The following is a 25,544-nucleotide window of genomic DNA, read 5'->3' as shown; positions in this document are numbered from 1 at the left end:
CGGAAAAAGGAGTTGAAGCGATGATTGAGTCCTTTTTCGAGGTTCCCGTCTATGACCTCCCCAAGGCGGAGAAGCATGCGCTGCTCCAGGCCGAGCTGCGCGAGCTGACGGCGTTTCACGGTGCGGAATGCGAAGGCTATCGTTCGATTCTCGACGCCTATGGCCCGGGCGACCTGCCGGGCGGGGCCGACGCGCCGCTGATCCCGGTCAGCATGTTCAAGCTGCACGACCTCTCCTCGGTGCCGCAGGACCAGGTGTTCAAGACGATGACCTCGTCGGGCACCACCGGCCAGCGCCCCTCGCGCATCTTTCTCGATGCCGACACCGCCCGGCTGCAGACCCGCGCGCTGACCAAGATCATGACCTCGTTCATCGGTCCGAAGCGGCTGCCGATGCTGATCATCGATCACCCCAGCGTGGTGAAGGATCGCCGCACCTTCAGCGCGCGCGGCGCCGGCATCCTGGGCATGATGACCTTCGGCCGCCAGCACGTCTTCGCGCTCAAGGACGAGACGATGGAGCTGGACTGGGAGGCGCTGGAGACGTTCGCCGCCGCCAATGCCGGCCAGCCGATCTTCGCGTTCGGCTTCACCTTCATGGTGTGGCGCTATTTCATCCAGCAGCTCGAGCAATCGGGTCGCAAGCTGCCCTTCGACAACGCGATCCTGATCCATTCGGGCGGCTGGAAGAAGCTGGAGGCCGAGAAGGTCTCCAACGAGCATTTCAAGCAGCGTGCCAGCGATCTGGCCGGCTTCGGCCGCGTCCATAATTTCTACGGCATGGTCGAGCAGACCGGCTCGATCTTCGTCGAGTGCGAGGCGGGGCATCTCCATGCGCCGGTGTTCGCCGACGTGGTGATCCGCCGCCCGGTCGACTGGAGCGAGTGCGACATCGGCGAAACCGGCGTGATCCAGGTCGTCTCGGTGCTGCCGCGCAGCTATCCCGGCCATTCGCTGCTGACCGAGGACCAGGGCACGCTGCTCGGCGAGGACGATTGCGCCTGCGGCCGCAAGGGTAAGTATTTCGCGGTCCATGGCCGCCTGCCCAAGGCCGAAGTGCGCGGCTGCAGCGACACCTTCGCCAGCAACCAGTGACCCGATCGATCCATGCGAGTGAGTGCCAAGCTATGAACAGTCTCGACAAGGTGCGGTTCGTCGTCCCCGAGGGCGCGAACATCGACGCTTTGCTGGCCCAGCGCCCGCTCGCGCCCTTCGATCCGGCGGTGATCGAGTTCATCGAACGGCTGGGCAAGGCGCTGATGGCGAGCCCCCAGGCCCGCCGCCATCCGGAGCTGGTCGCGCTCGGCTTCTGGGCGCGCGGCGCCAACATCAAGCGGATGAAGGACCGGTTCGACGCGCAGTACCCTGACGCGCTGCGGCTGGCGCGCGGGCTGGCGTTCCACATCGCTCCGTCGAACGTCGACACGATCTTCGTCTATTCGCTGCTGCTGTCGATGCTCGCCGGCAATGTGAACCTGGTGCGCATGTCCTCGCGCGCGGCGCAGCAGTCGGACCTGCTCAACGACATCCTCAAGCAGGTGGTGGAGGCGTCGAGCGAGCGCCTGCGCGGAATCATCGGCATCGTTCGCTACGAGCATGACCAGTCGATCACCGACGCCTTTTCGTACCGCTGCGACGTCCGCGTCGTCTGGGGCGGTGACGGCACGGTGGAGCTGATCCGCAAGAGCCCGCTGTCGCCCGGCGGCACCGAACTCACCTTCCCGAACAAATATTCGCTCGCCGTGGTCGACGCCAAGGCCTGGCTGGGCAGCAACGACAAGACCGCGCCGGCCCGGGACTTCGTCAACGATTCGCTGTGGTTCGGCCAGATGGCCTGTTCGTCGCCCCGCGCGCTGGTGTGGCGCGGCACGCCGGCGGAGATCGCGGAGGCCAGCACCGATTTCTGGCACCATGTCGAAACCGCCGCGCGCGAGGCGAATCTGGGCTGGGAAGATGCCGGCGCGGTCGCCAAGCTGCTCGCTGAGCAGGACAATGCGGTGAGCGTCCATGCCAGCGTGGTGCCGCTGGAGACCAACTTCATCAGCGTCGTCCGCTGCCCGATGTCGCTGCTCGGCGAGCCCAACGGCACCGGCGGCGGCTTCTTCCGCGAATTCCATGTCGCGGCGCTGGAGGAACTTGGCGCCAGCGCGCGGCGCAACTGGCAGACGGTCGCCAGCTTCGGCGTGCCGAAGAGCGACTGGCAGGCCTTCCTGCTGAACGCCCAGCCGCGGGGGATCGACCGGATCGTGCCGTTCGGCCACGCGCTGAACTTCAACGCCATTTGGGACGGGATCGATTTCCTGACCTCGCTCACCCGCATTGTGGTGATCGACGCGCCGCAGGGCTGAGCGGCAGGGCGGGCGGCGTCCTACTGGAGCCGCTCGACCTTCAGCCCGGCCTTGGCGAGCATCGCCAGCACGCTGTCGCTGCCGGCGAGATGGCCAGCGCCTACGGCGACAAACACGGTGCCGGGGCGCTGCATGCGGCCGCGGATCCATGCCGCCCAGCGCTGGTTGCGCCGGAGCAGCAGCGTGTCGCGCAGCTCGGGATTAGCGGCGAGATCGGCATTCAGCATCCGGGCGAGCGCATCGGCATCGCCCTTGCTCCAGGCAGCGACGGCGGCGTCGATATTCGCGCCGGTCTCGGGCAGGCCGTCCAGCGTGTCGCCGAGCAGGCGGGTCTGCGCCGCGGCGGAGAGATGGTCGAAATAGCCGAACTGTTCCTCGGCGGTCTCCAGCTCCGTTACCTGCTTGCCCGCCTTGCTCGCCGCCGCCTGCAGCACCTGCTCGACGCCGCTCGCATCGTCATAGCCGAGCTTCTGGAGCGGCAGCAGCGACAAGGTCAGCGCGGCCAGCCACGGCTCGTCGCGATCGAGCGATTGCGGAGAGAGACCCGCTTGCCGGAGCGCGCCTTCGAGCTTGGCATGCTCGGGCGCGGGCAGGGCGGCGACGGTGGGATCGCCGGGGGTGCGGCCGAGCTTGTCGAGCAGCGCCTGCGTCTCGGCTTCGGGCGGCATCACCAGTTCGAGGACCAGCGTGTCGGAGCGCTCGAATGCGGTGCGCACCGGGCCGTCGAACCAGCGCAGGTCGGGGCGGAGCAGGTGGACGGTGCCGAACAGATAGACGGTCGTGTCGCCGTCGCGCACCGCCCACAGCGCAGGCTTGGCCTCGCGCGGCGCGGCGCCGCAGCTGCCGAGGAGGAACAGGGCGGCGAGGAGGAGTGCGCGGAACATGGCGGCCTTGTGGGGGAGTAGGCCGATCAGTTCAACAATCCGACGTTCGGGTCTGCGCTAGCGTCTCACACTCCATCGTCATTCCCGCGAAGGCGGGAATCCATTTGCCAGGACGCTGGGGGCAAGAACCGCCGCTTCAGCGCCAATGGATCCCCGCCTTCGCGGGGATGACGGCGTATGGGTCGAGAGCGACGCTTTTGTCTGCTGCGCGGGGTTCGCCATGGCCCCCGGTTGACCCCCTCCGCGCCCTGCGCCAAAGCGCTCCCCAAACCTCACAGGGTGACCAACTTGTCCGAACCTCTCAGCTTCCAGCGCATGATCCTGACGCTCCACGACTATTGGAGCACGCGCGGCTGCCTGATCCTGCAGCCCTATGACATGCGGATGGGCGCCGGCACCTTCCACCCCGCCACCACGCTGCGCGCGCTGGGGCCGGAGTCGTGGAACGCCGCCTTCGTCCAGCCCTGCCGCCGCCCGACCGACGGCCGCTATGGCGAGAACCCCAACCGGCTGCAGCATTATTACCAGTATCAGGTGATCCTGAAGCCGAGCCCGCCCGACCTGCAGGAGCTGTATCTGGGCTCGCTGGCCGCGATCGGCATCGATTTCACCAAGCACGACATCCGCTTCGTCGAGGACGATTGGGAATCGCCGACGCTCGGCGCCTGGGGCCTGGGCTGGGAAGTGTGGTGCGACGGGATGGAAGTCACCCAGTTCACCTATTTCCAGCAGATGGGCGGGTTCGACTGCAAGCCGGTGGCGGGCGAGCTGACCTACGGGCTCGAACGCCTCGCCATGTACATCCAGAACAAGGACAGCGTGTACGATCTCGCCTTCAACGATGCGGGCGTGACGTACGGCGACGTGTTCCTGGAGAATGAGCGCGAGATGTCGAAGTGGAACTTCGAGATCGCCGATACCGATGCGCTGTTCGACCTGTTCCGCAAGGCCGCGGCCGAGTGCGAGCGCTCGCTGGAGGCCAAGCTGCCGATCCCGGCCTATGAGCAGGCGATCGAGGCGAGCCACATCTTCAACCTGCTGAACGCGCGCGGCGTGATCTCGGTGGCGGAGCGCCAGGCCTATATCGGCCGGGTGCGCGATCTGGCGAAGGGCGCCTGTTCGGCGTGGATCGAGAAGAAGAGCCCCGAATGGGAAGCCGCCTATCCGGGATGGTCGGCGTGATGCTTCTTTCGTTCACGCGAAGGCGCGAAGGCGCGAAGAAGTTTTGGGTTCACGCGGAGGCGCGGAGACGCGGAGTCAGCACCCGCCGCGCCAGCGGCCCTCTCTCGATCGCGCCCGCCACGTCTCGCTCGATGATTCGGGCGGCTGACGCCGCCGCGCGGACCGCACCCTCCGCGCCTCCGCGCCTCCGCGTGAACCAACCTTCTTCCTTCCTTCGCGCCCTCGCGCCTTTGCGTGAAAAGAAATCATGACCGACTTCCTCCTCGAACTCCGTTCCGAAGAAATCCCGGCGCGCATGCAGGAAAAGGCGCGGGAGGATCTCGCCCGCCTGTTCGCAGCCGAGTTGGACAAGGCCGGCCTCAAGGCCGCCGAGACGATCAGCTATGCGACACCGCGCCGGCTGGCGCTGATCCTCAAGGGCCTGCCCGAGCAGACCGCCGCCGTCTCCGAAGAGACCAAGGGCCCGCGCGTCGGCGCGCCGCCCCAGGCGTTGGAAGGCTTTCTCCGCAAGACCGGCCTGACCGCCGACCAGCTGGTCGAGCGCGACGGGGTGCTGTTCGCGGTGGTCGACAAGCCCGGCCGCGCGACCGCCGAGGTGCTGGCCGCCGCGATCCCCGCGGTGATCCGGGCGTTCCCCTGGCCCAAGTCGATGCGCTGGGGCGCGCCGTCGCTCTCGACCGAGAGCCCGCGCTGGGTACGCCCGCTGCAGGGCATCGTCGCGCTGTTCGGCAGCGAATTGGTGCCGTGCGAGGTCGCCGGCGTGACCAGCGGCGCGGCGACGGTGGGGCATCGCTTCCACCATCCGGGCACGATCACGATCGGTTCAGCCGACGACTATGTCGAGAAGCTGCGTGCCTGCCACGTCATCGTCGACGGTGCCGAGCGCCGCAACATCATCGCGCTGGGCGCGAAGATGGCGGCGCAGAAGGCCGGGCTCAGCCTGATCGAGGACGAGGGCCTGTTGTTCGAGAATGCCGGGCTGACCGAATGGCCGATGCCGCTGCTCGGCCGCTTCGACGAGGCCTTCCTGGCAGTGCCGCCCGAGGTGATCCAGCTCACCGCGCGGGTGAACCAGAAATATTTCGTGTGCCGCGATGGCGCGGGCAAGCTGGCCAACGCCTTCGTCTGCGTGGCGAATATCGACGCGGCCGATGGCGGCGAGAAGATCGTCGCGGGCAACCAGAAGGTGCTGGCCGCGCGGCTGAGCGATGCGCGGTTCTTCTACGAGACGGACCTCAAGGTGCCGCTCGCCGAGCAGGCGGGCAAGCTCGAGAAGATCGTCTTCCACGAGAAGCTGGGCACGGTGGCCGACAAGGTCGAGCGCGTCGCGAAGCTCGCGCGCTGGCTCGTCGAGAGCGGGGTAATAAAGCCCCTCCCCTTCAGGGGAGGGGTTGGGGTGGGGGACTCCGCCTCGACCGAAGGACTCGCTCCCAGCTCAGGCCCCACCCCCAACCCCTCCCCTGAGGGGGAGGGGCTTGCGCTCGCCACCCTCGCCGAACGCGCCGCGCGTCTCGCCAAGGCGGATCTCGTCACCGGCATGGTCGGCGAGTTCCCCGAACTGCAGGGCCTGATGGGCGGCTATTACGCCGCCGCGCAAGGGGAAGACCCGGCGGTAGCCGCGGCGATCCGCGATCACTACAAGCCGGTCGGGCAGGGCGACGACGTCCCCACCGATCCGGTGACGGTGGCGGTGGCGCTGGCGGACAAGCTGGACAGCATCACCCAGTTCTTCGGCGTCGACCTGAAGCCGAGCGGCTCGAAGGATCCGTTCGCGCTGCGGCGTTCAGCGCTGGGCGTGCTCGCCATCCTGCTCGACAATGGCCTTCGCTTCCCGCTGCTCCGTTCGGTCAGCCAGGACGTGCTCGACTTCTTCGCCGACCGTCTCAAGGTCCAGCAGCGCGAGGCCGGTGTCCGCCACGATCTGATCGACGCGGTGTTCGCGCTCGGCGGGGAGGACGATCTCGTCCGGCTGCTCGCGCGGGTGAAGGCGCTGCAGGCGTTCGTCGGCACCGAGGACGGCGCCAACCTGCTCGCCGGCTACAAGCGCGCGGCGAACATCCTCAAGAAGGAAGGCGTTGGCACTGCCAGTGCTCCTGCGGACGCAGGAGCCCAGGGTAGCGAAGGGCAGAGCAACCCTGGGCCCCTGCTTTCGCAGGGGAACGAAGCCGCGCAGCACCCATCCGGCTTCGCCTATGATCCAGAACCCGCCGAGGCCGCGCTCGCCGCCGCGCTCGACGCGGCCGAGCCCAAGGCAACCGCCGCGATCGAAGCCGAGCAGTTCGAGGGCGCGATGGCCGCGCTCGCCATCCTGCGCGCGCCGATCGACGCGTTCTTCGATCAGGTGACGGTCAACGACGCCGATCCCGCCAAGCGCGCTGCGCGGCTCGGCCTGCTCGCGCGGATGCGTGATGCAGTGCACAAGGTAGCGGACTTCGCCAAGATCGAAGGTTGAGGGGCTTAATTGTACGATTAATATCCCGTAAATTGGCCTGAAACTGCCACGGTCCCGAAATAATCGGATACCGACAACGTAGTCAGCGGTTCCGCCTTCTTCGCAGCTGCGGTAGCGCCCTTGTGTCGAGCAAGGGCGCTTTCGATCGGAAGGGGATCAGAATGACGCAATATGTGTACCGCTTCGGCGGTGGTGTTTCGGACGGTGGTGCGGGCGACAAGAATCTCCTCGGCGGCAAGGGCGCGAACCTCGCCGAGATGGCCTCGATCGGGCTGCCGGTGCCGCCGGGCTTCACCATCTCCACGGCGATGTGCACGCGTTATTATGAGGAAGGCGAGACCTTCCCGGAGAGCGTGAAGGCCGAAGTCGCGAACGGCATCGCGCATATCGCCGCGATCACCGGCAAGCAGTTCGGCGACGCGGCCGATCCGCTGCTCGTCTCGGTCCGCTCGGGCGCGCGCGTCTCGATGCCGGGGATGATGGACACCGTTCTCAACCTCGGCCTCAACGATCAGACCGTGCAGGGGCTGGCTGCCACCAGCGGCGACGATCGCTTCGCCTGGGACAGCTATCGCCGCTTCATCCAGATGTATGCGGACGTGGTGCTGGGCCTCGACCATGGCCGGTTCGAGGACGCGCTGGAGATCGCCAAGGAAGATCGCGGCTTCACGCTCGACACCGAGCTGTCGGCCACCGACCTCCAGGCGCTGGTCGCCGAGTACAAGTCCATCGTCGAGGAGCTGTGGAACAAGCCGTTCCCGCAGGACGTGCACGACCAGCTCTGGGGTGCGATCGGCGCGGTGTTCGGCTCGTGGCAGTCGGAGCGCGCCAAGGTCTATCGCCGCCTCAACGACATTCCCGCAGACTGGGGCACGGCGGTGAACGTGCAGGCGATGGTGTTCGGCAACATGGGCGACACCTCGGCGACGGGCGTGGCGTTCACGCGCGACCCTTCCACCGGCGAGCGCGCTTATTATGGCGAGTTCCTGATCAACGCGCAGGGCGAGGACGTGGTCGCCGGCATCCGCACGCCGCAATATCTCACCAAGCGTGCCCGCGAGGTGGCAGGCGCCAAGCCCGCCTCGATGGAAGAGGCGATGCCCGAGGTTTACGGCGAGCTGGCGGCGGTGTTCGACCGGCTCGAAACCCATTATCGTGACATGCAGGACATCGAGTTCACCGTCGAACGCGCCAAATTGTGGATGCTGCAGACCCGCAGCGGCAAGCGCACCGCGAAGGCGGCGCTCAAGATCGCGGTCGACATGGCGAACGAGGGGCTGATCACCCGCGAGGAGGCGATCCTGCGCGTCGATCCGCAGGCGCTCGACCAGCTGCTCCACCCGACGCTCGACCCCAAGGCGCCGCGCGACGTGCTGACCAAGGGCCTGCCGGCCAGCCCTGGTGCGGCCTCGGGCCTCGCGGTGTTCGACAGCGACACGGCCGAGAAGCGCGCCAATGCCGGCGATTCGGTGATCCTGATCCGCGTCGAGACCAGCCCCGAGGACATCCACGGCATGCACGCGGCGCGCGGCATCCTCACCGCACGCGGCGGCATGACCAGCCATGCGGCGGTGGTGGCGCGCGGCATGGGCCGTCCTTGCGTCTCGGGTGCGGGCAGCCTGTCGATCAACGCGCGCGAGAAGGTGATGCGCGTCGGCTCCCGCGAGATCCGCGAGGGCGACATGGTCACGATCGACGGCGCCACCGGCGAGGTGATGGCCGGCCAGGTGCCGACCGTGCAGCCCGAGCTGTCGGGCGACTTCGGCACGCTGATGACCTGGGCCGACGAGGTCCGTCGCCTCAAGGTGCGCGCCAATGCCGAGACGCCGCTCGACTGCCGCACCGCCCGCGAGTTCGGCGCCGAGGGCGTCGGGCTGTGCCGCACCGAGCACATGTTCTTCGACTCGGCCCGGATCACCGCCGTGCGCCAGATGATCCTCGCCGAGAACGAGGCCGGCCGTCGCGCCGCGCTCGAGAAGCTGCTGCCCGAACAGCGCAGCGACTTCCTCGAGATCTTCGAGGTGATGGCGGGCCTGCCGGTGACGATCCGCCTGCTCGATCCGCCGCTCCACGAATTCCTGCCACATGAAGAAGCGGAGTTCGCCGAAGTCGCGACCGCAGCGGGCGTCGACGTGGACACGCTCAAGCGCCGCGCCGCCGAGCTGCACGAGTTCAACCCGATGCTCGGCCATCGCGGTTGCCGTCTCGGCGTGACCTATCCCGAGATCTACGAGATCCAGGCGCGTGCGATCTTCGAGGCGGCGATCGCCGTGGCCGAGAAGTCGGGTGCGGCGCCGGTGCCCGAAGTGATGATCCCGCTGGTCGGGACGCGGCGCGAGCTGGAGCTGATGAAGGCGGTGGTCGACAAGGCGGCGCAGGCGGTGTTTGCCGAGAAGGGCCGCACGATCGACTATCTGGTCGGCACGATGATCGAGCTGCCGCGCGCGGCGCTGATGGCGGGCGAGATCGCCGAGGTGGGCGCGTTCTTCTCCTTCGGCACCAACGACCTGACCCAGACCACGCTGGGCGTGAGCCGCGACGATGCCTCGCGCTTCCTCACCACCTATGTGGAGAAGGGCATCTACGCCAAGGATCCGTTCGTCAGCCTCGACGTGGAGGGCGTTGGCCAGCTGATCGCTCTTGCCGCCGAGCGCGGCCGCGCGACCCGGCCGGACATCAAGCTCGGCATCTGCGGCGAACATGGCGGCGACCCCGCCTCGATCGCCTTCTGCGAGAAGACGGGGCTCGATTATGTCTCGGCTTCGCCCTATCGCGTGCCGATCGCGCGGCTCGCGGCAGCGCAGGCGGCAATTCGAGGAAAGTGATGCTGGTAGTGGCGGTAGCGGTAGCGACGGACGATGCGGCGGCCCTCAGCCGTGACCTTCTCGCCAGCCCTACCGCCACCGCCGTGCTGGAGCGCCGCTGTGGCGGTCCGATCCGCGCCGAGGTGAACCGGGCGGCGCATAAGGATCCCACGCCGGAGCAGCGGACGCGGCTGGGCGTGGGGCCGGACGAGCGGGTGGTCTATCGCAGCGTGGTGCTCAGCTGCGCAGGCGTGGCCTATTCGGTCGCCGAGAACTGGTATGTGCCGTCGCGCCTGACGCCCGAAATGAATGCCGCGCTGGAGCAGGGCGATACGCCCTTCGGCGCGCTGATCCGGCCGCTCCATCCCCATCGCAAGCCGCTGGAGCAGGTGACGGCCGGCATTGCGCCCTATGTGCTCCGTCACCGCGCGCTGGTGCTGGACGGCGAGGGGCGGGCGCTGGCCGAAGTCGTCGAGAACTATACCGCCGCGGTGCTGCGCTAGGCGGGTCCCTGTCAGGGAAGGCTGGCCGTCCGGAACTTGGCGAACATGTCCGCGAAGGTGAGGCGGGTGTCGATGCTGGTGTACACCCGCATCGGGCGCGTGCCTGTGACCAGCTCATAGCCTGCCTGCGCGTTGATGCGGGGCGTGGGACGAACGACGTAGCGGCTGGACGAAGCGTCGGGATCGAAGAAGGACTGGAGCGAGGTCAGCGTCACCAGCGGACTGTCCCCCAGGATATAGGTCTCGGCGCCCTTGCCGGCGGTTTCCACGGCGCGGCGCAGCTGCGCGCGCAGATAGCGGCCCAGCGCGCCCGCCTGCGCCAGGCCGGCCTCCAGCTCGGCAAAGCTGACCAGCATGGTGCGGTAGGTGTCGCGGGGCACCTGCCAGATCTCCACCGACGAATCGTTGAACACCGTGCGGGCGGCGGCGAGGTCGATCGTGGTGTTGTACTCGCTGTCCTTGCGAGGCGGCAGGCTGGGGTTCAGCGATTCATATTCCGCGCCGCCGATCCAGACGAGCTTGAGCCTGCTCGCGATCCGCGGCTCGAGCTGCAGCGCTTCGGCGATCTCGGTCAGCCCGGCGCCGGCGACATAATAGAGGGGCAGGGCGGTATCGTCGCGCAGCGCTTCGGCCACGATGCGGCGAACGGCCGGAGTCGCCTCGGGCCGCGCGCCGGCCGCGGGTGCGGCGTTGCGCCCGGCGATGACGTCGGGCCGCCGGGGCAGCCGCATGGTCGCCATCAGCGCCTGGACGGCGCGGACGGCGTTGTCGGCCTGGGTGGCGGACCTGTCGAGAAAGTCGCCGACATGGATGTGCGATCCGATGACGAGCGACACCTCGGTCGCGGGGGAGGCGAGGTGGTGCGCCAGCTGGAACAGGCCGTCCGGATCGCCCGAGAAATCATTGTCGATGATCACGCGGCATTTCGGCGCGACCGGCAGGAACTGCGCCCGCGCCGCCCCGGGCAGGCAGGCGAGGATGCCGCCAACCGGCAGCGCGCGGAGCAAGTGGCGTCGTAGCATGCGTATCCCGAACTTTGGCACCCGGGCGCCGACCAACGGGGCGCGGGGCTTTCCGGAGCGTACCATGCGCTGCCCGGCTCGCCGGGTCCAGCGCCGGACCGCGCTACGGGCATGCCGGCAAAGAGAAACGCCCCCCTTCCTTGCGGAAGAGGGGCGCTCCCGGGGATAGCCCGGTGTTTGTCGATCAGAACTTGGTCGTGGCCGACAGGTAGAAGGTGCGACCGGTGCGGCTGGCCATCTGGAAGGTGTCCGCGGTGGTCTGATAGGCGTCTTCGTGGGTGTTGTTCAGGTTGATGATGCCGCCGGTGAAGCTCAGCCACTTGTTCGGCGTGAAGCCCATCGCGAGGTCCATCTGGGTGCGGGCGCGCACCGTGTGGATCTCACCGCCGTTGACGAAGAAGCTGCTGGCGGCGTCCTGCTTGTACGAGCTGCGGTGGTTGACCGAGAAGCGCACGCTGAACATCTCGTTTTCCCAATAAGGCGTGATGTTGGCGGTGAACTTCGACAGGTCGCGCAGGTTGAAGCCGGTGCCCAGCGCGCTGGCGTTGGTGTCCACCAGCGTGACGTTGCCGGTGGCGCCGAAGCCCTTGACCGGCAGGATGCCGTCGAAATTCTCGGAGGCCGAGAATTCCACGCCCTTGATGTGGATGGTGCGGCTGTCGTTCAGCACGCGGCTGAAGCTGTAGTCGCTCTTCAGGTCCGCCGACTGGCAGTCGGTGGTCACGCCGTTCAGCGCCACGCCGTTATAGGAGCTGGGGCAGTAGAACTGGGTGAAGGTACCGTTCTTCACCGCCTTGTAGAAGCCGGCGACGCTGATCGAGTTGCCGCGGCCATGGTAGAATTCCAGGCTGAGGTCGAGCTGGTTCGCGGTCAGCGGCTTGAGGCGCGATTCACCCGCCGAGACGCTGGTGAAGGCACGCTTCTGCTGCGAGATGCCGGTGCTGATCGTGTCCGCCATCTGCGTCTGGCTGTTGAGCAGCGGGCGCACCAGCACCTTGGCCGCGGCGAAGCGGGCGACCAGCTTCGGCGTCAGGTCCAAGGCGAAGCTCGCGCTCGGCAGGACGTTGCCGTAATCCTGGACGATGTGCTGCTGGCCGAGCAGCGCGGCGTCGCTGCCGGTGCCGTCGGTCAGGCTGGCGGTGACGTTCTGGTGGGTGTGCTCATAGCGCACGCCCAGGTTGCCGCGCAGCGCGAGGCCGCCGACCGTCGTGTCGACATTGGCCATGGCATAGACCGCGGGCACGTAGCGGTCGACGCGGTAGGTGCTGGGCCAGTCGGGCACGTCGGGCACGGTGATGCCCTTCGAGGCGAGCAGGCTCTGCCAGACATCGGCGTTGGTCGACAGGAACGCGTGCGGGATCGACATCGCGCCGTCGAGGAAGTTGGTGACGAGCTGGCCGGTGGTGCCGAGATTCGGGATGTAGTTGAACTCGGGGTACTTCACCGGATCGCTGACGTCGCCGTCGCGGTCGTGGCGATAGGCGTCGGTGGCGAAGCTCTCATGGTGGAACTTGGCGCCGAGCACCAGCGACTGGAGGCCGTGCCAGCCGAGATCCTTGGTGAGGTCGACCTGGGCGGCCTTGTCCTTGGCGGTCTGGATGTGCGTGGCGCCGTCGACGAACGCGAACCAGGTGCGGTTGGCGTTGTTCCAAACCGAGCCGTCGGTGAGGCTCTGCGTCGTCCACTTGATATTGCTCGGGTTCGAGATGTCGAGCGTGCCGCCCTGGGCGAACTTCACTTCGTCGATCGACGCCCATTCGTACAGCGCCGCGTCTCCCTTGGTATAGTGGGCGACGGCGTGGACCTTCCAGGTGTCGCCCGGCTGCCAGTTGATCGTGCCGGTATAGGCCTGGGTCTTCAGGTTGCGCAGCTCGGGCTGGGTGTTGTTGTCGACGTTGAAATTGCTGATCGTGATGTTGTTGGCGATGCCGTTCGCCTTGCTGTTCACCGTGACCGCGCTCGAATCCCAGCGGCCGAACACATATTGGCGCGTGGTGTAGCGGGTATGGTCGCGCGAATATTCGCCCTGGAGCAGCGCCTCGAAATTGTCGCTTGGCTTCCACTGGATCGCGCCGCTGGCCATCAGCTGCTCGGTATCGCGATCGATGCGGCGGTAGCGCAGGTTCCCCGGCACGCGCGCATCGGGATCGATCACCCCGGCATTGTACCAGTTCTTGATGAAGACATAGTCGCCGCGATCCTTCAGCTTCTGGTAGCTGACGTTCGCCATTACCCCCAGCGTGCCGCCGGCGAAGCTGTCGATATAGGCGCCGCTGACCTTGGGCGTGATTTCCTTGCCGCGATATTCCGAGTTGTAGCCCTTCACGCCGACGATGAAGCGCGGCCCCTTATAGGCAAGTGGCTTGACCGTATCGATGTTGACGGTGCCCGAAAGGCCGCCGGTGTCCATGTCCGCGGTGGGCGACTTGACCACCTGGATCGCGCTGGCGAGATCGGTCTGGATGATGTCGTAGCGAAAGCCGTCCTTGAAGTCGGCGCTGGCGAAGGTCTGGCCGTTGATCGTGGTGCGGGCATATTGCGCGCCGAGGCCGCGGATGCTGATCGTCGACCCACGGCCGTTGATGTTCGACATCTGCACGCCGGCGATGCGCTGGATCGCCTCGGTGATGTTCTGCGCCGGGAACTTGCCGATATCCTCCGCCGAGATGCCGTCGGTGATGCGGATGTCCTTGCGCTTCGCGTCGAGCGCGGAGGCAAGGCTGGAGCGGAAGCCGGTGACGACGATGTCGCCGCCGGTATCATCCTGACCCTGTGCGGCGGGCGCGGCATCGGTCTGGGCGAAGGCGGGGTCGCCTAGAGCCAAGGCTGCGATGCAACCTGCGGAAAGCAATACCAACTTGGTACCGGTAACGGCGCGACGCGCCTTTGTCGTCGAAGGACTCAACATCAAACCACCCCTCATCAAAAATGGCGAACCCTGCTGCGGTGCTCTGTTTTTCTATCCCGAGCTTGCTGCCCGTGGTCCGACAAATGTCCTAGAGGCCTGACCAGTTGTCAAGCCAGTCGAGGACAGCGGCATGACCTATTTGAGACGTTATGGTGAAAGGTAGGGGATCGGTTATGGGCTGGTGGCGAATCCGTACGCCCCGCCCGTGACGTACTTAGTGCGAGGAGTGTGTGGTAACGTTTGGAAATGCGCACGAATATGGCGGCGCCGGCAGCCGTCGGGCGCAGCGGAGGCGGTCGATCGAGCGCGCATAAAAAAACGCCCGGGCGTTGCGCCCGAGCGACAGTCAACCTCTATTGTAAGACAAGTTTAGGCGTGGTGGCCAAACCTGCGGGCATGTTCGTCGGTCTCGCCTGCGCGCAGCAGGGCGGCCTGTTCGCGCCAGCGTTCATCGACGATCGTGCCCTGCGGCAGCCCGAGTCGCTCCTCCAGCGGCAGTTCGTCGCCGCGGGGCAATTCCTCGATGTCGCGGAAATGCTGGATGCCGAGCTGGTTGAGCTGGCGCTCGCGATGCTCGTCGATGCCGCGGATGCGGGCTAGTACGTCGGTGCCGCCGTAGAACCAGCTGCGGACGGCCGAATCGCGCTTGGCCGGCGCCGGGTCGGCCACGGGCGTGGCGGGGCGGCGATCGGCGATGGAGCGCTCCAGCCTGGAATTGGCTGCCTCCAGATCGCGGATGCGGGTATTGGCGGTGGCGAGTTCATCGCGCAGCGCCTGATGCGCATCGCGTTCCGCCTCATAGCGTTCGCGCCAGCGACGCCCGCTGTTGCTGCTCGCCATGCCCAGCAGCCAGCCGGCGACCAGGGCGAGCGCGAGCCCGATGAACTGCAAGGGGGTGGTATAGGGCAGGTCGTTCATAGGTTGGCTCCCGACAACCCGCCAACAACCTGCCACCTCCCGTTAGGTTCCGTAAACGTCAGTGCATCAACGAATCGTTGATCGAGCAGGCCGCGGGCCCGAGGATCACGATGAACAGCACGGGGAGAATAAAAAGGATCAGTGGAACCGTCATGATCGCAGGAAGACGTGCGGCCTTTTCTTCCGCGCGCATCATTCTCTCGTTGCGGAATTCTGCAGAAAGAACCCGCAATGCCGAGGCGAGTGGGGTGCCGTACTTCTCGGTCTGGATCATGGTCGTGACGACACCACGAATTGCATCCAAATTGATGCGCATCGCCATGTTCTCGAACGCGGCGCGGCGGTCGGTGAGGAAGCCCAGTTCGATCGCGGTCAGCGAGAATTCTTCGCCCAGCTCGGGATAGGCGCGGCCCAGTTCCTTCGCGACGCGGCCGAAGGCGGCGTCGACGGTCAGGCCCGCCTCGGCGCAGATCACCAGCAGGTCCAGCGCGTCGGGCAGGCCCTTGCGGATCGCGTCGGTGCGCTTCTGGATGCGGTTCTTGAGGTAGAGATCGGGCGCCTTGTAGCTGAGCACGAAGCTGCCGGCGACCAGGCCATAGGCCTTGAGCGGGCTCCAGTCGGCGAACATGTCGGTGCCGTAGACGAAATAGAGCATCGGGCCGCCGAACAGGATCGGCAGCACCAGCCGGCCGAGGATCACGCCCACCGCCCATTCCCGCCTGCGGATGCCGGCCTGGAGCAGCTTGACCTGGGCGACCTTGACCTGCTCGTCCTGCAGCACCTTGAGCGAGCTCAGGAAGCTGCGGATGCGGTCGGTCGTGTCGCTGCGCTGGACCAGCTTGGCGCGGCGCTTGGAAGGGGTGGCGACGATGCCGGCCTTCAGCTGCTCGCGGCGTTCGTTGAGCATCTTTACTCGGCGCGCCATCGGGTTGCGCACGGTGGTGGCCGCATAGATGGCGACGAGAACCGCAAAGGCGGCGACCGCCGACAGGATAGTCGCGACCCAGAGGACGTCGATGCCGAGCAGAGTCGGGCCTTGGCTGGGTTCCATCGCCGTCAGATCTCGAAATTGACCATCTTGGCCATGATGAAGGTGCCGATCGCCATCCAGATCAGCCCACCGCCGCCGGTGACGATCAGCCGCTGATCGGTGAAGAAGTGCATCATATATTCGTTGTTGATCGACCAGATCAGCCCGAAGACGATGAAGGGCAGCGCGCCGACGATGATCGCCGATGCCTTGGCTTCCGACGACATCGCCTTGATCTTGAGCTTCATCTGCGAGCGCTTGCGCAGCACGTCGGAGAGGTTGCCCAGCGTCTCGGCCAGGTTGCCGCCGGTCTCGCGCTGGATCTGGATGGTGATGGTGAAGAACTGGAACTCGGGGGTGCCGAGCCGGTCGGCGGTTTCCTGGAGGGCGGCGTCGAGCGTGCGGCCGATCTTCATCTTGTCGCTGACCGCACGGAATTCCTCGCCCACCGGCCCCGGCATCTCGAAGCCGACCACGCCGATCGTCTCGGTGATCGGCAGGCCCGAGCGCAAGCCGCGCACCAGCAGGTCGATCGCATCGGGGAAGGTGGCGGTGAACTTGGCCACGCGACGCTTGATCAGGAAGCCGATAACGAAATGCGGCAGTCCCAGCCCGACGAATAGCCCGAACACGATCGAGAGCAGCAGCGGCGCCCCCTTGAGGAACAGCAGCAGCGCTACCGCCAGCGCCAGCCCCAGTGTGGCGAGGCCGTACTGGCCGAGAGTCCAGCTCTTGCCGGTCATCGCCAGGCGCTTCTCCAGCTGTTCCTGGTTGGGCAGTAGCCGGGCGAAGGTGAGATCGAAGCTGCTGGCTTGGCTGGTCGAGATGCGGCGAAGCTGCGCCTCCATCGCATTGGCGCCGGTGGCGCTCACCATGTGCCGGTCGCGCAGCGAGGTCAGCCGCCGCGCGCTCGCCCGCTGCGCCGAGGGGCCGGACAGCGCCAGCACCAGCAGCACCAGCACCGCGGCGGCACCCAGGCCCAGCATCAGGAGCGGCAGCAGCGGCATGCGCGGTTACTTCTTCTTGCTCGCCATCAGCGCCTTGAGGTCGCCGAGCTTGCTGAGGAGCGAGCCGCCTTTGGCCGCCTCCTTGCGCTCGCCCTCGGCGCCGGCATCGGTGACGTCGAGGATACGGCCGGCGAGCTCGCCCAAGGCTGCGAGCCCGCGATTGGTGCGGCCCACTTCGGCCATCGGCTTGCCGAGCTTGGCGGCCTGGGCGGCGAGCTTGGGCTCGAACGGCACGACGAAATCGATCGGGCGCTCGATCGAGCCCTCGAACTCCTTGCGACTGATCTCGAGCAGCGCCGGCTGCGGCATCTTGTTGGCGAGGATGAAGATCTGGGTCTGCGGTGCGTTCGACTTGAACCAGCTCAGGATGCGGATCGTGTCGCGCGCGGCGGCCAGGGTGAGCTCGGTCACCAGCACCGCCACCTGCATGTCGGCGATCAGATGCGGGTGCTGCACCAGCATCTGGCGCGGCAGATCGGTGATCGTGCATTCGAACGCGCCGCGAATCTCCTCCTGCAACTGGTAGAAGGCGGCGCCGTCGCCGGTCATCGGCGCGTTGATCGGCGCCTCGGCCGAGAGCACCGCGAGCCGTTCGGAGGCGCGCACCATCGCGCGTTCGATGAACAGACCGTCGATGCGGCTGGGGTTCTCGATCGCGTCGGTCAGGCCGCGTCCGGGCTCCAGGTCGAGCGCCAGCGCGCCGGTGCCGAAATGCACGTCGAGGTCGAGCAGCGCGGTGGTGCGGCCCTGGCGTTCGCCCATCAGCCAGGCGAGCGAGGTGGCGATACTGGTCGCGCCGCAGCCGCCACGCGTGCCGATCACGGCGGTCGCGGAGTGCGGGCGCCCTGCGCTCGCGTCGCTCTGCTTGGGCGCCGCGAGTGCGGTTTGCGCCTGGAGGAAGGCGTCGCGCAGCATGTCCGGGTTGATCGGCTTGAGGAGGTAATCCTGGATGCCGCTGGCGACCAGGTCGCGGTACAGGCGCACGTCATTCACCGCGCCGGCGGTGAGCACGATCGTGCCGGGCTCGCACACTTCGGCGAGCGCGTTGATGTCGTTGAGCGGATCGCCCGATTCGGACAGGTCGACGAACAGCACGTGCGGACTGGCGGAGACGGCGAGCGTCTGCACCGCGTTGCGCAGCCCGCCCTTGTTGACCTTTTCCGGCGACCAGCCGAGCTCGACGGCGATCGGGCGCATCAGCTCTGCCGTGGCCTCGTCGCAAACGAAGGCGGTGAACGGCTCGCGGCTAGCCGCACGGCCGGGGTTGAAGGGCGCGTTCACTTCGGGCCTCCGCTCGATTCGCCCTTCACCGTCGTGCCGCCTCCGCCGCTGGGCGCGGCTGCGCGATAGGCGCCGATCGCCTTGCTGGCGGTCAGCGGATCGGCAGTGGGCGCGCCGGGGGCGCCGCGGACGAGGTCGGCCGGATCGGCGACCATCGCGGCGAGGTTCGAGGCGGTGGCGCAGCCGAAATTGGAGCTGGTGCTGGCATCGGCGGTCGCGCCGCTGAAGTGGCGATAGTCGGGGCAGCCCGGCACCGCGGCGCTGGTGCGGGTGAGCACCACGCGAACGGTTCCCGGCGAGTCCGGTCTGCCGGTGGCGGGCGCGCGATCGGCGAGCAGCAGGCCGTAGCGCCCGGCGGCGGCGGCGATGTCGCTGCGGCCGGTGCTGCCGTCGGCGCCGTCGTCGATCGCGAGACGGTCGCCATAGCGCAGGTTCATTGCGCCCATCCATTCGGCGAGGCGACGGTCTTCGCCGGGGGCGAGCCGGCTGCCATCGGCCTGAAGGTCGAGCGTCAGGTCCTGGCGGCTGACGATCGGCTGGTGCACCGAATCGAGGCCGCCATTATAGCCCGCGCAACCGGCGAGCAGCAGCGCGGGGGCGAGCAGGGCGAGAGCGGGACGCGGCAACAAGGCGGTTCTCCTCGACGGGCGCATCACAGGCCGAAGCCCGGCGCGGCGGCGGCGTTCTTGGATCTGGCGGGACGACTGGGCGGCGCGATCGGGGCAGGGACCAGCGCGCCGGTGGCAGGTGCGGCGCTTGGCGGCGCCATGCTCGGCATCGGCCGCTCGCCGCCCGACTTGCCTTCGGCCAGCGAGCCCAGGAAGATGCGGTCGAAATCGTTCGGCGCCTTGTAGCCGTCGGTCGGCAGGCGGATCTGGTTCGCATTGACCGGGCGCACGAGGTACGGCGTGATCACGATCACCAGCTCGGTCTCGTTGCGCTGGAAGGCGTTCGAGCGGAACAGCGCGCCGAGGATCGGCATGTCGCCGAGGCCCGGCGTCTTGGTGATGGAGTTGTTGTGGCTGTTCTGCAGCAGCCCGCCGATCACCATGCTCTCGCCCGAGCCCATCTCCACCGTCGTGTCGCTGCGGCGGGTGGTGAGCGCGGGGATGGTGGTGTTTGCCAGGGTCACCGCGCCGGAGGAGGAAAGCTGCGACACTTCGGGTCGGACATGGAGCGAGATGCGACCGTCCGCCAACACCGTGGGGGTGAAGGCGAGGCTGACGCCGTACTGCTTGTACTCCACCGTGGTGGTGCCGAGCGCCTGCGCAATCGGGATCGGGATTTCGCCACCCGCGAGGAAGTTCGCGGTCTCGCCCGACAGCGCGGTGAGGCTGGGCGAGGCGAGGGTGGAGACCTGGCCGATCGTCTCGCCGAAATCGAGGCTGGCGAGCAGATCGGTGCCGAGGAAGCGGCCGGCCGCGCCGAGCATCGTGTTGCCGGTGCTGGGTGCGGGGAAGCTGTAGATACTGCCCCCCGGCGCCGCCCCGGTCGCGGGATCCGCGGTGGTGCCGGTATTGGTGGTGATCGTCCCCGCCTTGCCCTGGCTGATGCCGAACAGGAAGCTGCCGCGATCGCGGTTGGTCAGGTTGACGTTGAGGTTCTTGACGAAGCTGCGGCTCACTTCGGCGAAGCGGACCTGCAGCTGCACCTGCAGCGGCGTGGCGGTGCGCAGCCGGTTGACCACGCCGATCTTGAGCGACGCGTTGGCATCGTTGATGTTGATGCCCGGGTTGAGCAGGCCGGTGACCAGCCGCTGCGCCTGCTCGCTGTCCTGCGGCGAGCGGACGGTGCCGTTGAGCACCGCGATCTGGCCGACGGTGGTGACGGTGATGTCCGAATCGGGCATCGCCGCCTTCATCATCGCATCGATGCTGCTGATGTTCTGGCTGACGCGGATGTTCGCCGAATAGACGACCGCCCCCGCGGCGTTGGTGGCGAACACCGTCGCCTCGCCGAATGCCTTGCCATAGAGATGGATCTGCCGCGTGCTCGCGACATAGACGTCGGCGACGCTGGGGTTGGAGGTCCAGACATTGGCGGCGGCGGCGGGCAGGGTGACGAGTTCGCCCTCGCCGATCGACAGCAGCACCTCGCGCGCCGGGCGCTGGCTGCCGGCGGGCAGCTGCGCCATGCGGGCGACGGGCTTGGCGCTGCGGGTCTGCGCTAGCGCGGGCGGGGCGGCGAGCAGCGCGACGAGAGTCGCGGCGCCGAGGAGGGGGGAGCGCTGCATCTCAGTTCTTTCCGCCGACGGGGACCAGGCTGGCATCGCTGCCGCGGACGACGCGCACCACCGGGCCCATCACTTGAGCCGCTACCGGGGCGCTGCCCGCGACTGCGGGGGCACTCATGCCGGCCGGGGTCGCTTCTTTGGCCGGAACGGTGCGGCGCTGGAAGCGCGACACGTCGGCACCGGTGACATAGGAGTCGCTATCGTCCTGCGGCCGGCTGGCGGCGCGGGCGAGGAACGCCTTTTCCTGCTTGGGATCGTCGGGCACGTTCATCGCGCCGCTGGCGATCGCCTCGTCGAGATCGCTTTGGGTGTCGGCGAGCGAGCGCAGCGACAGCGATAGCGTGCCGACGGTCTGCGCGACCGCGATCTTCTCGGCGATCTTCGGAGTCGCCTCGACGGTGACGGTGGAATAGGCGGTGACCACGGTCTTGCCCTTGTCGTCGGTCTGCTTGTCGGTGCGCTGGTCGGTGGCGAGCACGCGCAAATTGCGCAGCACGGTCTCCGAGGCGCGCAGCGGCGGGCCGTCGCCACTGACCGTCTGGGTGAGGATCAGGTCGATATGATCGCCCGGGAAGACGAACCCGGCGACCGCGCTCTGGGCGGACACGGGAACGGTGACAGCGCGCATGCCGGGGCCGAGCGCGGCGGCAAGGAAGCCGCGGTCGCCGGGCTTGACCAGCGCGCCCTGCGTCACCGGCTGGCCGGCGGGCACCGCGAAGCGGACAACGGCGCCCTGCAGCTTGGCGGGCTCGCTCTGGCCGCGGACATAATAGGCACCTTCCACGAGGTCCTTGGGCCAGGGGCGGAATTCGAGCGCGGTGGCGTCGAGGATCGTGCCCACCGGCAGCGCGCGCTTGGCGACCAGCACTTCGGTGGTGTTGACCGGCGCGGCGGCGGCTGCGGCGGGAACGCCCGGCGCCATCGCGCCGGCGGCCGGAGCGGCAGAACCGAGCACCAGGCTGCGCGCCATGAACGCGGTCACGGCCGCGACCAGCAACGCGCCGACGAGCAGCAATAGCCTACGTGCGTCCATGTTGAATTACGCCTTTTCGTATTCGTTGGCCGACCCGGTTGTGGCGGCGTTAAGCATCACATGATCCGGTTAAGAATCGGTTCGTAGAGGACAATCCCCGCGCCAAGCGTGATCGCCACGCCGTACGGCACCTCGATCGCGACCGTGCTGCCGCGGCGGCGCAGCCGCTGGTGGAGCAGCATCGCCAGCGTCAGCGCACCGCCCAGCAGCGACATCAGGATCAGCATGCGCAGCAGCGGCATCAACGGCAGCCACAATGCCAGCGCGCCGATCAGCTTGACGTCGCCCCCGCCCATCGCACCGGCAGCGAATACGCCGATGAACAGGGCGAAGACGATCGCGGCGCATCCGATCTGCAGCGCGACATCGGGCCAGAGCGCCATGCCGCTCGCCCACCACCAGAGCGGCGCGGCGAGCGCGATGGCTGCGTTCTTGGCGTTGGCGATGGTCCGGAAGCGCACGTCCTCCACGCCTGCGGAGAGCAGGAGCAGCGCGAGCGCGCCGAGCAGACAGGCCTGGAAGATCGCCCCCATGGCCCAAATGGGTAGACGGACCGGCTTACGAAACCGTAACCACGCCGCATGGCAGTTTCCCGGAATTTCGCGCGTACGATACCCGAAGGTGCGGTGGTGGATCGATGGGCGGCGCCCGACGGCTGGCCGCTCCGCCGCTTCCATTGGCCGGCCGAGGTCGCCGCGCGGGGCAGCATCCTGTTCCAGACCGGCCGGGGCGACGTGTTCGAGAAATATCTGGAAAGCTTCGCCCGCTGGCATGCGGCGGGCTGGACGATCACCGCGTTCGACTGGCGCGGGCAGGGCGGGTCCGGCCGGCTCACCCCCAAGGCCAATTGCGGCCATATCGACGATTTCGGCACCTATATCGACGACCTCCGCGCCTTCGCCGCGCAGTGGCAGGCGGAGACGCCGGGGCCGCATGTCGTGATGGGGCATTCGATGGGCGGGCATCTGGTGCTCCGCGGGCTGGCCGAGGGGGCGATCGCACCCGACGCCGCGGTGCTGGTCGCGCCGATGCTGGGGGTGCGCAGCGCGCTGGGCAGGTTGGCGCCGCCGATCGCACGGGTGCTCGCGCGGCTGGGCGATCCGCGGCGGCCGGCATGGAAGGGCAACGAGAAGCCCTATACCACCGAGACGCGTGCCCATCTGCTCACCCACGACCCCGCCCGCTATGCCGACGAGCTGTGGTGGCAGGCGCGGGACCGCACGCTGCTGACCGGGCCGCCGAGCTGGCAGTGGCTGGTCGCGGCGTTCCGCTCGATGGCGGCGCTGGAGGCGAGGCCGCTGGAGTCGGTGCGAACGCCGCTGCTGTTCGTCGTGGCCGAGGCGGACGGGCTGGTCGACGCACGCGCCGCGCTGCGGATCGCGCTGCGACTGCCCGGTGGCGAGGTGCTGCGCTTCGGGCCGGAGAGCGCACACGAGATCCTGCGCGAGGCCGATCCGGTGCGGGACCGGGCGCTGGCGGCGATCGACGGCTTTCTCGACGCACGAGCGCCGCGCCGATGACCCGGTTCGACGTCGCGATCATCGGCGCGGGCATTGCGGGTGCGAGCCTTGCCGCCGAACTCGCGCCGCATGCCCGCGTGCTGCTGCTCGAGGCCGAGGAGCGGCCGGGCTATCACGCCACCGGGCGCTCGGCCGCGTTCTGGTCCGAAACCTATGGCGGGCCGGACGTCCAGCCGCTCACCACCGCGTCGGGGCCGATGCTGCGCGAAGGCGGGTTCCTCGATCCGCTGGGCGAACTGCACCTCGCGCGGGCGGGCGACCAGGGGCGAGTCGATGCCTTTCTCGCGGCGTTCGAGGGCAGCGGCGTCACCCTCCACGCGGTGGATCCGCGCAGCATCGTCCCCGGGCTACGCGAGGACTGGGCGCTGGGCATCCACGAACCTGGCTGCGCCTATATCGACGTAGCCGCGCTGCATCAGCATTTCCTCGCGCGCGCCAAGTCGGCCGGTGCGGTGCTGCACTGCTCGGCAGGGCTGACGGGTGCCGTGCGCGAGGGCGGCTTTTGGCAGCTCGAGACGAAAGCCGGGACGTTTGCCGCCGACTTGCTGGTCAACGCAGCCGGTGCCTGGGCGGACCAGATTGCCGCGCTGGCGGGTGCGGCGCCGATCGGCATTCGCGCCTATCGCCGCACCATGGTGCAGCTGCGTACCGATCCGGCGCCCCCGGCGGGCTGCCCGCTGGTCAGCGACCTGGGCGGCAGTTTCTACTTCAAGCCCGAGGCGGGCGGGCGCCTGTGGCTCACGCCGCATGACGAAGTGGACAGCCCAGCCTGCGATGCCGCGCCGGAGGAGATCGATATCGCCACCGCCATCCATCGCTTCGAGCAGGTGGTGGACTGGCGGGTCGCCGCGCTGGAGCATCGCTGGGCAGGCCTGCGCAGCTTCGCGCCCGACCGGCGGCCGGTCTATGGCTTCGATCCGGCGACGCCCGGCTTCTTCTGGTGCGCGGGGCAGGGCGGCTTCGGCATTCAGACCGCGCCCGCTGCAAGCATATTGGCCTGCCAATTGCTGCGGGGCGAATCTCCCGTGCTGGATCCCGAACGTTACTTGCCCGATCGTTTTCGGGATTGATTGGTAAGGCCAAAGGCTTTGCGAAAATCCATCGCTCGCCTATGAGAGTCGGTGATGAAACTGAACCGAAGCAAGCTCTACCAGCGCGTCGCCGCATCCATCGCCGACGGTATCGAGACCGGTCGCTGGGCCCCCGGCACGCGCCTCCCCGGCGAGCGCGACCTCGCCGAGGAGTATAAGGTCAGCCGGCCGACGATCCGCGAAGCGATGATCGCGCTGGAGATGAAGGGCTGGATCGAGGCGCGGCACGGCTCGGGCCTCTACGTCACCCACCGCGACAGCTCGGGCGGGCTGCGCGAGGATGCGCTCAACCTCGATATCGGCGCGTTCGACCTGACCGAGGCGCGGATCCTGTTCGAAGGCGAGGCGGCGGCGCTGGCGGCGGTGTCGATCACTGCCGAGCAGCTGGCCGAGCTGGACCAGATCGCCGAGGAAATGGCCGATCCCGCCACCGGCAACGCGACATTGTTCGACGCCGATCACCGTTTCCACATCGCGGTCGCCAATGCGACGGGCAACGCCGCGATCCGCAGCGTGGTGGAATATCTGTGGGAGCTGCGCACCCGATCGCCGCTCTGCGCCAACATGTTCGATCGCGCGCGGCGCAACGGCGTCAATCCGCGTTACGACGAGCATCGCCCGATCCTCGATGCGCTCCACGCCCGCGATCCGCACGGCGCCCGCGCGGCGATGCGGCGGCACCTGCGCGGCGTGGTCGACGACCTGCTCGAGGCGACCGAGCTGGAGCTGATCGAGCGCGCCCGTCACGAGCTGGATGCCCGCCGGGACACGCTGGCCAAGCGGCTGCAAATCGGCCCGGCCTGACCGCCTGCCGCTACGGCATGCGCCGATCGCATCTTTATTGCTGATTTGGCGGTGCGCGGGTCGCTTGTTGGTCGCGCCTGGTCTATGATGTCAGGGTGAGCAACGCTGCGATTCCCTTCGAATTCCGGGTCGACGTCGAACAGGACGATATCGACTTCATGGGACATGTGAACAACGCGTCCTACCTGAAGTGGGTGCAGGCGGCGGTGGTAAGCCATTGGCAGGCGCTGGCGCCGGTCGAGGCCGTGGCCGAGCACCTCTGGGTCGCGCTCAAGCACGAGATCACCTATCGCCGCCCGGCTTTCCTGGAGGACGACGTGGTCGCCACCGTGCTGCTGGAGAAGGTGCAGGGCGCCCGCGCCTTCTACGAGACGATCATCCGTCGCGGTTCCGAGGTGCTGGCCGAGGTGAAGTCGAGCTGGTGCTGCCTCGATGCCGAAACCAAGCGGCCGGCCCGGCTCGCCAAGGACGTGATCGACCATTTCTTCGTCAAGGGCGCCGATTGACGGAAACATGCCGGACGCA

Annotated in this window: 21 protein-coding genes; 10 read left to right on the top strand and 11 right to left on the bottom strand. The window is 67.8% G+C overall.

Translation table 11 applies throughout. From position 1 onward, the window contains the following. The first annotated feature begins 20 nt into the window (after positions 1-20). Both BM009_RS04015 and BM009_RS04010 read left to right on the top strand, forming a co-directional pair. Entirely contained in the window at positions 21-1,094 is a 1,074-nt protein-coding gene (locus BM009_RS04015) for a LuxE/PaaK family acyltransferase (RefSeq protein WP_093294003.1), read from the top strand. Positions 1,095-1,126: 32 nt separating this feature from the next. Next, a complete protein-coding gene (locus BM009_RS04010; protein ID WP_093294001.1) occupies positions 1,127-2,347 on the top strand; it encodes an acyl-CoA reductase in 1,221 nt (406 codons plus the stop codon). A 20-nt stretch (positions 2,348-2,367) separates the two neighbouring features. On the opposite strand, the gene BM009_RS04005 is transcribed toward BM009_RS04010, so the two are convergent. Further along, positions 2,368-3,231: a TraB/GumN family protein gene (locus BM009_RS04005; RefSeq protein WP_093294000.1), complete on the bottom strand. Its 864-nt coding sequence runs from the start codon at positions 3,229-3,231 to the stop codon at positions 2,368-2,370. A 315-nt stretch (positions 3,232-3,546) separates the two neighbouring features. Between BM009_RS04005 and BM009_RS04000 the strand changes: the two genes are divergently transcribed. From BM009_RS04000 to BM009_RS03985, 4 genes are all read left to right on the top strand, one after another. After that, the gene (locus BM009_RS04000; protein WP_093293998.1) at positions 3,547-4,413 is read left to right on the top strand and encodes a glycine--tRNA ligase subunit alpha; all 867 of its coding nucleotides are present in this window, start codon (positions 3,547-3,549) and stop codon (positions 4,411-4,413) included. 247 nt (positions 4,414-4,660) lie between these two features. After that, positions 4,661-6,865: a glycine--tRNA ligase subunit beta gene (glyS, locus tag BM009_RS03995; RefSeq protein ID WP_093293997.1), complete on the top strand. Its 2,205-nt coding sequence runs from the start codon at positions 4,661-4,663 to the stop codon at positions 6,863-6,865. Between the two features lie 161 nt (positions 6,866-7,026). Further along, the gene (gene ppdK, locus BM009_RS03990; protein WP_093293995.1) at positions 7,027-9,690 is read left to right on the top strand and encodes a pyruvate, phosphate dikinase; all 2,664 of its coding nucleotides are present in this window, start codon (positions 7,027-7,029) and stop codon (positions 9,688-9,690) included. Continuing rightward, the gene (locus BM009_RS03985; protein ID WP_093293993.1) at positions 9,690-10,172 is read left to right on the top strand and encodes a chorismate--pyruvate lyase family protein; all 483 of its coding nucleotides are present in this window, start codon (positions 9,690-9,692) and stop codon (positions 10,170-10,172) included. Before ppdK ends, BM009_RS03985 begins: the two co-directional genes overlap by 1 nt. 11 nt (positions 10,173-10,183) lie before the next feature. Here the strand turns inward: BM009_RS03985 and BM009_RS03980 are convergent, their stop codons facing one another. The 10 genes from BM009_RS03980 to BM009_RS03935 form a co-directional block, all read right to left on the bottom strand. Next, a complete protein-coding gene (locus BM009_RS03980; RefSeq protein WP_093293991.1) occupies positions 10,184-11,194 on the bottom strand; it encodes a nucleoside hydrolase in 1,011 nt (336 codons plus the stop codon). 184 nt (positions 11,195-11,378) lie between these two features. After that, positions 11,379-14,018, bottom strand: a complete 2,640-nt coding sequence (locus BM009_RS03975; protein WP_254772135.1) for a TonB-dependent receptor — start codon at positions 14,016-14,018, stop codon at positions 11,379-11,381. Positions 14,019-14,471: 453 nt separating this feature from the next. After that, entirely contained in the window at positions 14,472-15,020 is a 549-nt protein-coding gene (locus BM009_RS03970; protein WP_093293987.1) for a hypothetical protein, read from the bottom strand. 58 nt (positions 15,021-15,078) lie between these two features. Continuing rightward, the gene (locus tag BM009_RS03965) at positions 15,079-16,071 is read right to left on the bottom strand and encodes a type II secretion system F family protein (protein WP_093293985.1); all 993 of its coding nucleotides are present in this window, start codon (positions 16,069-16,071) and stop codon (positions 15,079-15,081) included. Positions 16,072-16,076: 5 nt separating this feature from the next. Beyond that, entirely contained in the window at positions 16,077-17,057 is a 981-nt protein-coding gene (locus tag BM009_RS03960; protein ID WP_093293983.1) for a type II secretion system F family protein, read from the bottom strand. Positions 17,058-17,063: 6 nt separating this feature from the next. Then, a complete protein-coding gene (locus tag BM009_RS03955) occupies positions 17,064-18,338 on the bottom strand; it encodes a CpaE/TadZ family protein (RefSeq protein ID WP_093293981.1) in 1,275 nt (424 codons plus the stop codon). Next, positions 18,335-18,964, bottom strand: coding sequence for a CpaD family pilus assembly lipoprotein (locus BM009_RS03950; RefSeq protein WP_368085919.1), 630 nt, complete (start codon positions 18,962-18,964; stop codon positions 18,335-18,337). Before BM009_RS03950 ends, BM009_RS03955 begins: the two co-directional genes overlap by 4 nt. Positions 18,965-18,990: 26 nt before the next feature. Next, positions 18,991-20,571: a type II and III secretion system protein family protein gene (locus tag BM009_RS03945; protein WP_093293977.1), complete on the bottom strand. Its 1,581-nt coding sequence runs from the start codon at positions 20,569-20,571 to the stop codon at positions 18,991-18,993. A gap of 1 nt (position 20,572) precedes the next feature. Next, on the bottom strand, positions 20,573-21,604 hold the full coding sequence (cpaB, locus tag BM009_RS03940; protein ID WP_093293975.1) for a Flp pilus assembly protein CpaB: 1,032 nt from the start codon (positions 21,602-21,604) through the stop codon (positions 20,573-20,575). 56 nt (positions 21,605-21,660) lie between these two features. After that, a complete protein-coding gene (locus tag BM009_RS03935; protein WP_093293973.1) occupies positions 21,661-22,137 on the bottom strand; it encodes an A24 family peptidase in 477 nt (158 codons plus the stop codon). Positions 22,138-22,185: 48 nt separating this feature from the next. On the opposite strand from BM009_RS03935, the gene BM009_RS03930 reads away from it, so the two are divergent. The 4 genes from BM009_RS03930 (at position 22,186) to BM009_RS03915 (ending at position 25,525) form a co-directional block, all read left to right on the top strand. Then, a complete protein-coding gene (locus BM009_RS03930; protein WP_093293971.1) occupies positions 22,186-23,124 on the top strand; it encodes an alpha/beta fold hydrolase in 939 nt (312 codons plus the stop codon). After that, positions 23,121-24,194 (top strand): NAD(P)/FAD-dependent oxidoreductase, encoded by a 1,074-nt coding sequence (locus BM009_RS03925; RefSeq protein WP_093293969.1) that lies wholly within the window; start codon positions 23,121-23,123, stop codon positions 24,192-24,194. Before BM009_RS03930 ends, BM009_RS03925 begins: the two co-directional genes overlap by 4 nt. A gap of 54 nt (positions 24,195-24,248) precedes the next feature. Continuing rightward, positions 24,249-25,019, top strand: coding sequence for a FadR/GntR family transcriptional regulator (locus tag BM009_RS03920; protein ID WP_093293968.1), 771 nt, complete (start codon positions 24,249-24,251; stop codon positions 25,017-25,019). Between the two features lie 95 nt (positions 25,020-25,114). After that, complete coding sequence (locus BM009_RS03915) at positions 25,115-25,525, top strand: acyl-CoA thioesterase (RefSeq protein ID WP_302847347.1); 411 nt, start codon at positions 25,115-25,117, stop codon at positions 25,523-25,525. Positions 25,526-25,544 lie beyond the last annotated feature (19 nt).

The sequence above is a fragment of the Sphingomonas sp. NFR04 genome (genome assembly GCF_900114095.1).
Classification (GTDB): domain Bacteria; phylum Pseudomonadota; class Alphaproteobacteria; order Sphingomonadales; family Sphingomonadaceae; genus Sphingomonas.
The sequence above is the reverse complement of the archived record's forward strand: the minus strand, read 5'-3'. Positions and strand labels throughout refer to the sequence as shown.